The following is a 13,580-nucleotide window of genomic DNA, read 5'->3' on the forward strand; positions in this document are numbered from 1 at the left end:
GTAGATAGATGTTTGTGCACATAACGGTTCCTGCATGAAGTCCAGAGGTAGCGGTGTGATTGTTTTTATTCGTTGGGGGGTTCTGTGCGCGCAGATACTTATGTTTGCTCATGCAGAAGCGAGTTATTTTGACGCTCCTGAATCGTCCAATTCTTCAGAGTCATGCCCGCTACCTATGGATATTGAAAACAAAGACGGCGTTTTCATGTCTGCCGCAAAAAGAACTGGAGTGGCCTGGGTTGGGGTTGTAGTGGGCGCTGCTGTGGAGGAGGTCATACGGTTTAATAAAGCTATTTTTGTTTTGACTAATAGCGCAATTGATCGTGAGGGGTTCATCAGTGGGTGTGTTTATAGCCTTTCGGGCGGTCGGTTTCTGAGTTTGCGGCTCGCGTCTGTTGATGGCCGTGAGCACGTGATGTCTGTCGGAGCGTTCCCATCATGGCGGGTATCGCTGGATTATTATTCGCCAGCGCTTCTTGAGTGTAACGATCAGTTTAGAGATGCGTGTAGCGTCATCTTGAAGTGAGTAAACAGTTCCTGCGGGAGGCTCTAAGACAATACGGTGTTGAAGGCAATACCGATGTGCCCTGCCTACGTGCAGACGCTCGGTTAAACGAGCACTATTGAATTTCTAGGTAACCCTTGACACTCCCCCGCGCCACGCACTCAATCGACCCCGGTCGTGCGAGCTGATGGCCATCTGATAGTCATTTAAAAGGGGACCAAGGATATGGGCGTTTTCGATTACAAGAGCATGAAGGGCGAGCACGCCAAGGCGCTGCTGAACAATGCCTTGGTTTTATCCGAGTACGCGTATGACTCCACTGGCAAACCCCTGGCGACGGGTGGCTGGGCGCCTATTGGGGCGCAGGCACTGGGCGTGACGCAGAAGGTCGACACGCAAGGCACCTTTTGGGGCGAGACCGCCTTGGCCCCATCAGCCAACGTTGAGATTCTCGGGCAGTACGATGGGGGCGGCAGGCTGATTGTCATGGGCATCGCCTTTCGCGGCACGTCCTTTGGCTTGACCTGGGATGGCGCGGGTGATGTGGCCAGCGACCTGGCGGCCGCAGCACTGCCTGGATACGCCGCCAATTACGCCAAGTTCGCCTTCAGCGCCCTGCTCGAAAACGTCGCTCGTTACGCCGCGAGCCAGGGCTTGAGCGGCAAGGACATCCTGGTCACCGGCCATAGCCTCGGCGCACTGGGCGCCAACAGCGTGGCGACTTTGAGCCACGATCACTGGGGCGGTTTTTATCAGGACGCCAACTACGTAACCTTTGCCTCACCCACTCAACGTTCGGGTGACGCCCAGGTGTTGAATATCGGCTACGAGAACGACCCGGTGTTCAAAGCCATTGATGGCAAAGGCATCAATACCTCGGCACTCTTCTGGGGTAACGACCGGGGCTGGGATTCGGCCGCCAACAACCTCGTCATCTTTACGGATAATTACGCGTCGTTCTCGGCACATTTACCCAATACGCTGAATTGGGGCGTTGCCAAGGCTCACTCCTTGAGCGGTTATATCGAAGGCTTGGGGCGTATCGCGTCCTCCGAGTTCTACGACCTGACGAGCAAGGATTCGACCATCGTGGTCTCCAGCCTCACAGAGGCTGCGCGTGAAACCACCTGGGTAGAAGACCTGAACCGCTACGCTGAAAAACACACCGGTAACACCTTTATCCTCGGCACCGAGGGCAACGACCTGCTCAAGGGCGGAGCCGGCAATGACTTCCTGGAAGGCGGCGGCGGCAATGATCGTTTTCGCGATGATGGCGGCTACAACATCCTGCTGGGCGGGCAGGGCGATAACGTCTTCGAACTGCACAAACCACTGGCCAGCTTCGGCTTTGCCAACGATGGCGATGGCACGCTCTATATCAACGACGCCTATGGCGGCATCAGTATGACCCGGGATATTGGTGCGCTGGTGAGCCAAGAGAAGTCCTACATATTGTGGAATTCAGTCCCCTGGAGCACCTACGACGTCACCTATAACGTAACCGGCCAAGGCCTGCTGGCCGGCACAGCCTTGACGCCCTACACGGCCTCTGCCAACGGCGATGCGCAGGACAATATCCTCACCGCTCATGCTGCTGGGGAATGGTTATTCGGTTTGGGCGGTGACGATCATTTGATCGGTGGCCAGGGCAATAATGTGTTCGTCGGCGGGGAGGGCAATGACCTGATGGTGTCGGGTGGTGGCAGCAATACTTTGCTGTTCAACGGCCTCTTTGGTAATGACCGGGTCGAGGGGTACCAGGCCAGCGATAAGCTGGTGTTCATGGGTATTCCTGACTTGGGACAGCAATACGATTATCGCTCCCATGTCTCGATGGTCGAGGACAACGCGCTGCTGTCCTTCGGGGACAATTCTGTGACGTTGGTTGGCGTGAATATGACTGAGTTGAATGGGGCGGGGATTTATATTTCCTGAATCTCCAAGCAACGGTGATGTGACGCTGGACCTATGGCGAGGGAGCTTGCTCCCGTGACGGCTTGTCAGCCTAGGCGTATCTACCTGACTCCCCGCAGTACAAATGTGGGAGCTGGCTTGCCTGCGAAGACGGCCTGGCAGCCCACTGGCAGGTTGAATCAGACCGCGTGCCTATCCGTTATTCAGGTAAGGGTGTCGGCTGTCAGACCGCTACGGTAGCAAGCTCCCTCGCCACAGGCACAGCGCGCACCCACCTCACTGGCTACATCCTTAAAGCCAGTGAGGTGGGGTAAGTTGCATCAGACGGGATATCTCGATGCTATCCACTACGGGTTTGTCATCGAATTCAAACCCGTTGTCTTACAGCCTCCGTTTACTTGAGCGTAACGTCGAGCATCGGCGGGATGTAGCCGTAGTCATACTCGGCGACCACGAACGTTTGCTGCCCTTTGATCTTGATGCCCACCGTCGGTGCTTCGGTGCCACCGATACGGATCTGCGTGCCGGTGTCGTCGGTCGGTACGCTGTCGATGAAGGAGGTCACCAGGCCGTTGGGCATGACGCAGTGCGAGTAGGTCTGGAACGGTTGGGAAGACGGGTTGCCCAGTACCAACCCAGAGCCGTTCAACGGCACATACGGGCCGAACAGCGAATCGGCGACGAAGCCGTACACGCCGTCCGGGCCGGTTACGCCGTCGGCGTAGGTGAAGGTGTGGCTGATGGTGAACAGGTAGTACTTGCCGTCCTGGAACACGAAGTGCGGGCGTTCGGTCTGGTCGTTGACGCCGACCGCAGTCAGCAGCGGTGGCAGCATTTCCCAGTCGTCGCCGTCTTCGTCACGGGCCACGGCGATACCGACGCAGGCGGTCTGAAAGCGCGAATTACCGACGTCTTCATAGCCTGGCGGCACGTCGCCGATTTCGGCTTTACCGACCCTGTGCGAGCCGCGTTCGCCGGCCACGTTGCCTTCGAACAGCATGTACAGCTTGCCGTCTTTCGGGTCGCGGAATGGCCATGGATCGCGAAAGCCCCAGAAGGCGTTTTGCGCTTCGGTCTGGTACATCTTGCCGTCCGCCTCGAACAGCGGCTTGACCTTCTCAAAGCCCACCAGGCTGACGCCATGCTCGGTGGTCACCACGCGACCACGCACCTTGACGATGGTCGCGCCGGGCGTGACGGCGGTGTAGTACAGGTCTACGTCGCCTTGCTCATTCAACAGGATCGGCGTGCCGGCCCATTCGCGCACGGTGGGCGAAACTCCTTCGGCCATTACCCGGCCGCCGAGCTTCCAGTCTTTGCCGGTGCGGGAGAACCAGTAGTACATCTTTGCCCGGCCATGGCGATCATTCCAGTCGCGGATGACGTCGTAGTTGCCATTCTGATCGAGGTATTGCGGGTCGTTCGGGTGGCGATCCGCGGTGAGGGTGAAGATCACCGACCAGCCGTCGACGGAGGTGATGTTGCCGTCGATATCACGCAGCGGCATGGTGTCCCAGATAAACACCTCGTCACTCAATACCGGGAAGTTTGCGCTGACCAGTGGCTGGGTGGTGGTGGGGTCGTCTGCGTGCACTTTGAGCGCATCGGCGCGGGTCCACAGGCTGGGTTGATGGGGTGTTTTACCAAATGTCGAAGGGGTGCTTTTCATAGTAAGCCTCGTCCATGAAGGGAGTCAAAATACTGTATTCATATACAGTGATTTGACTTTAGAAGACTCGATTCCCGAGGTCAAGGCAAAAAATGCATTTGTGCATAATTAGGCTTTCTCTTTGAGCTGAGACGTTTCAGCTCGTCTTGTTCGCAGATGTTTGTTCATAAACAGATCGGCGAAATTACCTGCATGATGGCGGCAAAGCAGGTTCCAGGCAGAGAGCCTAAAAATAATGAACCCTGCCCGCACCCGCGCACCAAAAGTTACATAACCTGGAGGTGCATCATGCAAACCACTTACTTCTGGATAGGCCTGGCAGTGATCCTCGTACTGCTCGACGCGTGGGTCATCAACAGCATTTGGCGCAGCGATAACGCCTCGGCCAGCAAGGCGGGCTGGAGCGCGGTAGTCGTGGTGCTGCCGTTTCTGGGCGCTGCGATATGGGCGATTGCCGGCCCACGGGGTGTCACCAAGGGGCCGTCTTCTCCCGAGCACAGCAAGGGTTGAGTCCGGGCCCCGCTATGAACAACCCCGACCCTGACGACTTACACAGCCGCAATTATCCGGTGCAGGAAAACATGGCCTTGCAGCGCAAGGTCTGGCGCTTTGAGCGGGTGGGTTGGTACGCGCTGCTGGCGCTGATCGGCTTGAGCTTGGCAGGCTTGTTTTCCAGCGGGCCGCTGAGCACCCGCGAGGTGCGCAGTGCCGATGGGCAGTTGCGCGTGGAGTACCAACGCTTTTTGCGCAATGGCGCCTCCGATGGGCTGGTGATTCATGTGCAAGGTAAGGCCCAGGAACCCCTGGAGGTCGAGTTGAGCGGTGAGCTGCTACGCGGTTTCAATATCGAGATGCTGCAGCCTCAGCCGCTCAAGGCCAGGGCGGCCGGGGAGGGTGTAAGCGTCTGGATGCTGAGTGACAGCGCCGGCCAGGCCGTGTTGTACCTGACCTTGCGCAGCGACACGGTGGGCAGCGTGGATACCCAGGTGTCGCGACCCACAGGGGCGTCCGTGCGCTTCTCTCAGTTCATCTACCCTTGACCGTCAGCCCAAACCCTAACGGCGTGAGCGGCACAGTTTTTCGATCAAGGAGATCAACGAGTCATGGCCCACGGGTTTGCTGACATGCGCATTAAAGCCCGATTCAGTCGCCTTTTTCTGGTCATTGCCAGCGCCATAGCCCGTTAAGGCGATGGCGGGAGCCTGTCGAAGGTGGCTTACTTTGCGCAGCTTCTGCATCAGCTCATGGCCATTCATTTTCGGCATGCCGATGTCCGAAATAATCACGTCGTACTGGGCATCCCGGGCTGTTTCAAGTGCGCTTAAAGGGTCGCTGAAGGCGCTCACTTGGGCGCCTTCCATTTCCAGCAGCATGTTCAGTACCTCGAGCACCTCCGCTGAATCATCGACCAGTAATACCTTGAGGCCATTGAGGCGCTGATCTTCGTTCTGGGTAGCGCCGCTATCCAGCAGATAGTCCTGTTGTTCGCACAGCGGCAACCAGATCGAAAAGGTGCAACCGAAGCCCAGCCCTCGCGAATACACGCTTACCGAACCGCCGTGGGCCTCCACCAGCTGCCGCACCAACGACAAACCAATCCCCAGGCCTTCGCGCTGGTGAGTCTGGTGCTGGTTTTCCGCTTGCCCGAACAGGTCGAAGATTTCTTCCAGGCTGTCTGCGGCCAGGCCTGCGCCGCTGTCGATGACGTCCAGTTGCGCACGCCCGTCCGAGCGGCTGACCACCAACTGCACCTGGCCGTCCTCGGGGGTGAATTTCAGGGCGTTGTTGACCAGGTTCCAGATCACTTGCTCGATGCGCGTGGGGTCTACGTCAACGATCAGTGGGCCCGGCACCGAAGGAGTTTGAAGGCTGACCTGGCGACGGTGGCCGTCGGCGAGCACCACGCTATGAATGTCCTTGAGGGTGCGAATCAGGTCGATCGGTTGCTTTTTCAGCTTCAGCTTGCCCGTGCGAACCCGGGCGACGTCCAGCAGGTCGTCAATGATCCGCGCCTGGCTGGACACCGCTTCGCAGATGGTATTGACCGCCTTGATGGCCGGGCCCGCAACCTTGGTGGCGGGCAAGCGCCGCAACAGTTCGGCGTTCAGCTGGATCAGGTTCAACGGATGCTTGAGTTCGTGGGACATCACGGCGAAGAACTCATCCTTGAGGTGGCTGTTGGTCTGGGTTTCCTTCAAGCGCTGATTCTGTTCATCCTGGGTGCGCTTGTGGCCGGTAAGGTCGCGGGCAATCTTGACGTAGCCGCGCAAACTGTTGCTCTTGAGCTGGGTGACCTCGCCACTGCAATAGAAGCGGCTGCCGTCCTTGCGCACGTGCCAGCGTTCATCTTCGCCACGCCCATGTTCGCGGGCGGTGCGCAGTTCGCTCTCCGGCACGCCAGCGGAGCGGTCTTCCGGGGAGAAAATCAGGTCGTAATAAGCGCCCAGCACCTCGTCCTTGGTGTAGCCGAAGATCAGTTCGGCACCGGTGTTCCAGTCGGTGATGGCGCCATGATCATCGAGGATGATGATGGCAAAGTCATGGGTGCTCTCGGCGACCAGGCGCATGCGTTCCTCGCCCAGGCGCAGTTCCTCTTCGGCCTGGCGCCGCTTGGTGATATCAATGAAGGTCAGCACGGTGCCGTCAATGTGATCTTCGCTGGAGCGGTACGGCAGTAACCGCGCAATGTACCAGCGGTCGTCGTTGCTGCTGATTTCCCGCTCGATCATGCTCAGCGACTCAAACACGGTGGTGGCGTCTTCGGTCATTTGCGGGTAATCGAGGCGGTGGGTGATGTCCAGCAGCGAACGCCCGGTGTCCACGGGCAGCATGCTGAAAATATCCGTGGCCCGCGGCGTGAACCAGCGAATGCGCATGTTGCGGTCGACGAAGACCGTGGCGATGTCCGTGGACGCGATCAGGTTGGTCAGGTAGTCGTTGACCTTGTCCGTCTCTTCCACCTTGGTCTTGAGCTCGAAATTGACGGTCAGCAGTTCTTCGTTGATCGACTGCAGTTCTTCCTTGCTGGTTTCCAGTTCCTCGGTGGCCGAGCGCAGTTCTTCGTTGACGGCCTGCATTTCTTCGTTGGAGGCCTTGAGTTCCTCGCTGGAGACTTCCGCCTGTTCGATGGTGTCCTGCAGGTGCAACTTGGTGCGTTGCAGCTCGCGCTCCAGGTTGCTCATGATCGCGTTTTCGGCCTGGCTGACGGCGTCGATGTCGGGCAGCAACGGGTCGACGGCGGTTTCCTGGAAGATCACCAGCACGTAGTCGTTTTCGGTCGCTTCATCGCGGTAGGGGCGGGCGCTGATGTCCACCAGGAAGGGGCCTTGCTCGCGTTGGATGCGGATCTTGCGCGAAGACACCGGGTTATTCGATTGCTGGACCTGGAACAGCGTGGTGCGAATATCCAGGCGCAAATCGGGGTGCACCAGCGTCAGCAGGTTGTGCGTCACCTCGCCGGCCACGTAGCGCAGGAATCGCCCGGCGCCTTCGCTCATGTGCAGGATATCGGCCTGCATATTCACGATGACGCTGGGCGGCGCGGCTTTTTCCAGGGCGCGCAGGTGGATATCCGCGAACGAGACCTTGTTGGGCGCCTTGGTTTCAATCGTCAGCGTCGTGGTGCTGGGGCGCAGGTAGCCGCCACGTGGCATGGTCGGGGCGCGGCGTACGGCGGATGAGCCGGCACGCACCCTGAAAATGCGGTTGCGCTTGTCCACCGGTACGAACAGGTCCAGGCAGCCGTCGGCCGACTCCGAAGAGCCGAGGAACAGGTAGCCACCGGGGCGCAACGCGAAGTGGAACATTTGCAGGATGTCGCGCTGCACTTCGCGGTCCAGGTAGATCAACAGGTTGCGGCACACGATCAGGTCGATCTGCGAGAACGGTGGGTCGGCCAGCAGGCTGTGTTTGGCGAACAGCACCTTCTCGCGAATTTCCTTGCGCACCCGGTAGTGCTGATTCTTCTCCTTGGCAAAGTACTGGCGCAACCGTTGAGGCGGTACGTCGGTGATGATCGCTTCGGGGTACACACCATTGCGGCCATGGGTAATGGCCCGCTCATCAATATCGGTGGCAAACACCTGCATCTTTGCGCCGCTGGCATCCAGCGCCAGTTGCTCGGCCACCAGCATCGCCAGGCTGTAGGCCTCCTCGCCGGTTGAGCAACCCGCCGACCAGATACGCACCTCCTCACGGTGCGGCACGCTGTCTTCCAGTGACTTCACCAGGTTGGGGATCACGTCTCGCTCAAGCGCTTCGAAGGCCTCGCGGTCGCGGAAGAAGTTGGTCACGCCAATCAGCATGTCGCCCAGCAACGCCTTGGTTTCGTCCGGGTTGGCCTGGAGGAAGTTGTAATAGGTGGCCAGGTCGGGTTGAGCGGTGACCTGCAAGCGCCGCTCGATACGCCGTAACACCGTGGCGCGTTTGTAATGCTTGAAGTCATGCCCGGTACTGGCGCGCAGCTGGATCAAAATATCCAGCAACAGCTGCTCGGCCACGGCGGCATCGCGTTCGGAGCTGGGTGGGGTGGTCTTGATCTCCGGGTCGTTGGCGGTGGGCAGCACAATCGACTGGGCATTGCGCCACAGTTCCAGCAGCTTCTGCGGCATTTCCACCACAGGCAACACCAGGTCGACCATCTGGGTTTCGATGGCCGCCAGCGGCATGCCGTCGTACTCGGCGTCTTCCGGCGCTTGCACCAGCGTGATGCCGCCTTGCTCTTTGATCCGTGACAGCCCCACCGCGCCGTCTGAGCCGGTACCGGACAGGATCAGGCAAAACGCGCGTTCTTTATGGGTGTCTGCCAGGTCGCGAAAAAACAGGTCGATAGCAATGTGCGATCCACCATCGCGCACGGCAGGCGAGACCGCGAGGTAGCCATCGTTCATCTTCAACAACTGCGCCGGTGAGATGACGTACACGTGGTTCTTTTCGATGGGCGTGGCGTCATTGACCTGCGACACCGGCATGCGGGTCGTTTCCTGCATGATCTTGTCTGCCACGCTTTGATGGTCGGGCGAAAGATGCAGGACCACCACGAAGGCCATGCCGCAGTCTTTGGGCATGTGCTCAAAAAACGCTTTGACGGCCTGCAGCCCGCCCGCCGACGCACCGATACCCACCACCGGGAAACTCAGGTTACTGGGGGTCAGATCTTTGCGTTGCGGTACGTTGGGGGACCGCGGGGGGGCAGACTTCATAAATACCAACCTTGGTTAACGGCGCACAGGAAGACGGGGTGTAGAGGGAAGAACTTGAACAACGAGGGCGAGGGCTGAACCGACGATGAAATATAGCTGAAAACCTGCTGCCAACAAAAATGCCTTGAGGCCACCCGGTCATTCGACGGACCACTACGCCCCGGTTGAGACGCGTAACCGTCGGAAGGTTTAATCAAACTGACGAGTGGCCAACGTCGGTGCACGGTTATCCGATTTTCTGAAAATCCGTCTGAACTTCGCTTGCTGGCAAACCCTCGCAAAGAGAAACCCACCCAGGAGAAGCTCTGATGAACAGCTATCCAAAACCACCGTTCCAACCCCAGCAACAGTCCGTACCCGGTGAGCAGCGCAAGATGGACCCGATGCCCGATTGCGGTGAGCAGTCGTACCAAGGCTCGGGCCGGCTCGCGAATAAAATCGCCTTGATCACCGGCGCCGACAGCGGCATCGGGCGGGCCGTGGCCATTGCCTTCGCACGTGAAGGCGCAGACGTGGCGGTGTCGTATCTGGATGAACATGAAGACGCCAAGGAAACCGCACGCTGGGTCGAGGCGGCGGGCCGTCAATGCCTGTTACTGCCCGGCGACCTGGGCAATGCGGATCACTGCACGGCAATCGTCAACGACACCGTGGAGAAGTTCGGCCGCATCGATGTGCTGGTCAACAACGCAGCGTTCCAGATGACCTATCAATCGCTGGAAGACATCCCCGACGAGGACTGGGTGAAAACCTTCAACGTCAACATCACCGCGATGTTCCGCATCTGCAAGGCCGCGCTGCCGCACATGGCCGAGGGCAGTTCGATCATCAATACCAGCTCGGTCAACTCCGACATGCCCAACCCTAGCCTGTTGCCCTATGCGGCCACCAAAGGCGCGATTGCCAACTTCACCGCCGGCCTGGCGCAGATGCTCGGCGAGCGCGGTATTCGCGTCAACAGCGTGGCGCCCGGGCCCATCTGGACACCGTTGATCGTCTCGACGATGACGCCGGACATGGTGAAAAACTTTGGCGGCAACACCCCACTGGGACGCCCCGGCCAGCCGGTGGAAGTGGCGCCGATCTATGTGCTGCTGGCGTCGGATGAAGGTAGCTATATTTCCGGCGAACGCTACGGTGTGACGGGTGGTAAGCCGATACTTTGATCAGTGAGGAAGGAGGGGGATATGAGCGAAGCCTCGAAGCGCCACGAACCGAATCCTTCTGAGCGCAAGGTGCGCCCGCCGGCGGCTAAGCGAAACGATAAATCGCAGGCACCGGCAGGCGGACAACACGGGAAGGAGCAAGGCGGTGTCGCCCCTGGAGGGCCTTCGAAAGATCCCGAGTCAGGGGCATGAACGCGAGGGGTATTCGCCGGGCCTGACATCCTGAGCGGCTGTCAGGCCGCTATCGCAGCATAGGTATCGACACAATTTTTAGCTTGTAGCAGCACCCAACGGTAACCACGATGCGAAGCGAGCCGCTCTTGATCTTGATCTGCTTGTGATCTTGATCTCAGGCGCCCCGTTAAACCACGCTGGCCGAACGCAGGCTTGAATTCGTGGGTAACCCGGCAGGACGCCGGGTTAGCCGCCCCGCGCCATGGATGGCGCGTGGCGGCGGCCCACGGATTCAAGCCTGCGTTCGGGCACACCGAGCCCAAGCGAGGTGCCGAGTGGTGGGGCAAGAGCGTTTTGCTTACTTTTGCGCTGTTCAAAAGTGAGCCGCCGTCAGGGCGGAACCCTAAGTGGCCGTGACCTCAATAACGGATATGTACCCGGCCCAACTGTGTTGACTGTTAGGCCGCCATCGCAGGCAAGCCAGCTCCCACATTTGGATCGTGGAGTGTCAGGTCATGCGTGCCCGCTGACGTTATTTTCGCTTGGCGCGATGAATCCGCATCCACTCCCGATAAGCCACCGTACGCTGCGCATCCGCACGTTTCTTCGCCTCGGTAAAGCGCGCCCACGTCTGCGCATCGCCGCTGTAGGACTCGATAATCTCGTACGCCAAGGCATCCAATCGATCCGCTTCAAAAAACATCTCGGCGTTTCGCGCGACCTCATCGTCCCGCCTGTTTGTCGTTGTGTAACCAAGAGTCTGGCTGTTCATCCTCTGAGGCCCTCCGCCCATTGAATCTGTGCTGCGCCACTCCAGCGCACCTGGGTAATGCCGTATTTCTCCGCCATCGGTTTGGACACACGCTTGAAGGTGTGTTGCCCAAATTTGGGGATCACCGCCACACCAGCGTCACAACTGGCCCAATGCCAAGCCTCGGCATTGTCCATGCGCGGCGCGCGCACGATAAAAGACTTGGGCTCGCCGTGCAGCTGGTACTCGATAGTGAATAGGTCGTTGTGTTTCATGAGGCCTCCTTGATACTCATGAACTACAGATATTTGACGTCAAAAATAATTCAAATAAGTTGTCCGACAATTCGATGACTGGGCGCAGGGCGTGGATGAGGCTTAATCATCTACCGTAAAGGTGACCCATCCAGGGCCATTCGCTGGGCGTTCCAGCTCGGCGATGACACCGCTGACGGAGGAACCGTCGGGCAAATTGACGGTGATAAAGTTGGGATTGCCAGGCCAATCCATTGGCGTGTCAAAGTCCAAGCGCGCGATGGTCGGTTTACCGCTACTGGTCATTTGGATGTTTTTTGATTCGTTGAGGCGCTCATCTGAGGGTGTTCCAAGATGGCGCGAGGCAGTGATGACACTGGCAATACCTTGGTAGTCGTAAGACATGCTGGGTTACCTCATAAAGGGGGGACAACGAAGATCAAATGTGGGAGCGGGCTTGCTCGCGAAAGCGGTGGATCAGTCACATCAATGTTTAATGGACCGACGCCTTCGCGAGCAAGCCCGATCCCACAGAGGCGCTGCGCTTGACTGGCTGGCATTCGGGATTTGCCGTGTTCATTTGTGACGAGCTGAATATTTGCGCGCAACGACAACACCGCCCACTAGCAGCGCTGCGCCTATTGCAACCATCCCATAAGGCGTACGGCGGGTTTGCCGCCAGCCGCCTTCGACACGACGTTCGCCGCTTGCCGGGGTGTAGAGGTTGCCCGCAGAGGTCGCGGCGCGCTGGCTGCGCTCCAGGCCGAGGCGGGTGAGCCAGCCGGATAACCGGGCAAAGCCAGGCAGCAGAAAATGCGCGACACGGGCCACGGTGGCAGCGCTGCCTACCGTGGTGCTGTCCCTGGGTTGCAGCGCACAAGCCACCATTGCCTGCGCGACTTTATGCGGGTCGTAGACCGGTGGCGGTGGCGTCAACTCGTGGCCGGTAAAATTGCCACCATCGCGAAAGCCCGGTGTGTCCATCACGGCGGGGTAGATGTCGCACACATGAATATCCGGGTAATCAGTCAGCTCGCCACGCAGGGCTTCAGTCAGGCCGCGCAGGCCGTATTTACTGGCTGAGTACGCGACCGCATAGGGCTGGGCTACCCAACTGCCCAGCGACAAGGTGTTGATCAGGATCCCGCTGTTCTGGGCTTTGAAATAGGGCCACACCACGTGGGCGCCGCGCAGGTACCCGAGCAGGTCGGTTTGCAGCACTTGTTCGTGGGCTTCCAGGGGCGTGTTCTCGAAACTGCCGACCGCGCCAACACCAGCGTTATTGATCCAGATATCGATGCGGCCATTGCCGAAGGCCGCTGCCTGTTCGGCCAATGCGCGCATCTGGTCGCTCTGGGTCACATCGGTTTTAACGGGGACGGCCTCGGCGCCACGCGCAGCGCATTCCTCGACGACCTCTTCCAAGGCTTTTTCATCTCGGGCCGCCAATACCAAGCGGGTACTTTGCTCGGCAAAGGCGTGAGCAGCCGCGCGGCCAATGCCACTGGAGGCGCCGGTGATCACCACGGTTTTGCCGTGCAGTTTCCCTTTGGCCTGCACGACGCCAGGCGAATCCTCGGGCGCGTGGACGGGCACCGGGTGCAGTTGTAGGCGGGCGCCGTCAGTCAGTATCAGGGTCAAGTTTTCGAGGGTGCCAGCGACGCGGTCGGGAAACACCGGTTCGCCTGTGGCATCGAGCTCATCGTAGATAAACGTCTGGCCCTCAAGCCATCCGACTGCCGTCATCAGTTCAGGGCCCAGGTAGTACTTTCCGTCCAGGAAAAACCCGCTGAAGTTCGGTGTGCGCTCCAGGTTTTCCACGGCGTATCGCTCGCCAGGCCTCATTCCGGTTGCGGTATCAATCATCATGACATCCTCCTTTGGCTGGTCTTGGGTAGAGAAGGGCCCGCAAATGATCGTTCAATCCAAATGACTGAATGGCGGCG

Annotated in this window: 11 protein-coding genes; 5 read left to right on the forward strand and 6 right to left on the reverse strand. The window is 59.1% G+C overall.

Annotation, left to right across the window (positions count from 1 at the left end):
- The first annotated feature begins 34 nt into the window (after positions 1 to 34).
- Positions 35 to 526, forward strand: coding sequence for a DUF3757 domain-containing protein (locus tag MF6394_RS24510; RefSeq protein WP_078467732.1), 492 nt, complete (start codon positions 35 to 37; stop codon positions 524 to 526).
- Positions 527 to 730: 204 nt separating this feature from the next.
- On the forward strand, positions 731 to 2,440 hold the full coding sequence (locus MF6394_RS24515; RefSeq protein ID WP_078467733.1) for a polyurethane esterase: 1,710 nt from the start codon (positions 731 to 733) through the stop codon (positions 2,438 to 2,440).
- Positions 2,441 to 2,813: 373 nt separating this feature from the next.
- On the opposite strand, the gene MF6394_RS24525 is transcribed toward MF6394_RS24515, so the two are convergent.
- Positions 2,814 to 4,088: a glycoside hydrolase family 68 protein gene (locus tag MF6394_RS24525; protein WP_078467735.1), complete on the reverse strand. Its 1,275-nt coding sequence runs from the start codon at positions 4,086 to 4,088 to the stop codon at positions 2,814 to 2,816.
- 288 nt (positions 4,089 to 4,376) lie between these two features.
- Here MF6394_RS24525 and MF6394_RS24530 point away from each other — a divergent pair, with 288 nt between their 5' ends.
- A complete protein-coding gene (locus MF6394_RS24530; RefSeq protein WP_078467736.1) occupies positions 4,377 to 4,598 on the forward strand; it encodes a PLDc N-terminal domain-containing protein in 222 nt (73 codons plus the stop codon).
- 14 nt (positions 4,599 to 4,612) lie between these two features.
- Positions 4,613 to 5,128 (forward strand): hypothetical protein, encoded by a 516-nt coding sequence (locus tag MF6394_RS24535; protein ID WP_069558960.1) that lies wholly within the window; start codon positions 4,613 to 4,615, stop codon positions 5,126 to 5,128.
- A gap of 15 nt (positions 5,129 to 5,143) precedes the next feature.
- On the opposite strand, the gene MF6394_RS24540 is transcribed toward MF6394_RS24535, so the two are convergent.
- Entirely contained in the window at positions 5,144 to 9,289 is a 4,146-nt protein-coding gene (locus MF6394_RS24540; protein ID WP_078467737.1) for a CheR family methyltransferase, read from the reverse strand.
- 308 nt (positions 9,290 to 9,597) lie between these two features.
- On the opposite strand from MF6394_RS24540, the gene MF6394_RS24545 reads away from it, so the two are divergent.
- On the forward strand, positions 9,598 to 10,455 hold the full coding sequence (locus tag MF6394_RS24545) for an SDR family oxidoreductase (protein ID WP_069558962.1): 858 nt from the start codon (positions 9,598 to 9,600) through the stop codon (positions 10,453 to 10,455).
- A gap of 706 nt (positions 10,456 to 11,161) precedes the next feature.
- Here MF6394_RS24545 and MF6394_RS24555 read toward each other — a convergent pair.
- From MF6394_RS24555 to MF6394_RS24570, 4 genes are all read right to left on the reverse strand, one after another.
- Positions 11,162 to 11,401 carry a hypothetical protein gene (locus tag MF6394_RS24555; protein ID WP_078467738.1) on the reverse strand — a complete coding sequence of 80 codons (240 nt, stop codon included), beginning with the start codon at positions 11,399 to 11,401 and terminating at the stop codon, positions 11,162 to 11,164.
- Positions 11,398 to 11,655 carry a DUF6555 family protein gene (locus MF6394_RS24560; RefSeq protein WP_003190423.1) on the reverse strand — a complete coding sequence of 86 codons (258 nt, stop codon included), beginning with the start codon at positions 11,653 to 11,655 and terminating at the stop codon, positions 11,398 to 11,400. Before MF6394_RS24560 ends, MF6394_RS24555 begins: the two co-directional genes overlap by 4 nt.
- A gap of 102 nt (positions 11,656 to 11,757) precedes the next feature.
- Entirely contained in the window at positions 11,758 to 12,039 is a 282-nt protein-coding gene (locus MF6394_RS24565) for a hypothetical protein (RefSeq protein ID WP_044273258.1), read from the reverse strand.
- Positions 12,040 to 12,210: 171 nt separating this feature from the next.
- Positions 12,211 to 13,500 carry an SDR family oxidoreductase gene (locus MF6394_RS24570; protein WP_078467768.1) on the reverse strand — a complete coding sequence of 430 codons (1,290 nt, stop codon included), beginning with the start codon at positions 13,498 to 13,500 and terminating at the stop codon, positions 12,211 to 12,213.
- Positions 13,501 to 13,580: the final 80 nt, after the last annotated feature.

The organism is Pseudomonas sp. MF6394 (assembly GCF_002018845.1).
GTDB lineage: Bacteria > Pseudomonadota > Gammaproteobacteria > Pseudomonadales > Pseudomonadaceae > Aquipseudomonas > Aquipseudomonas lactis.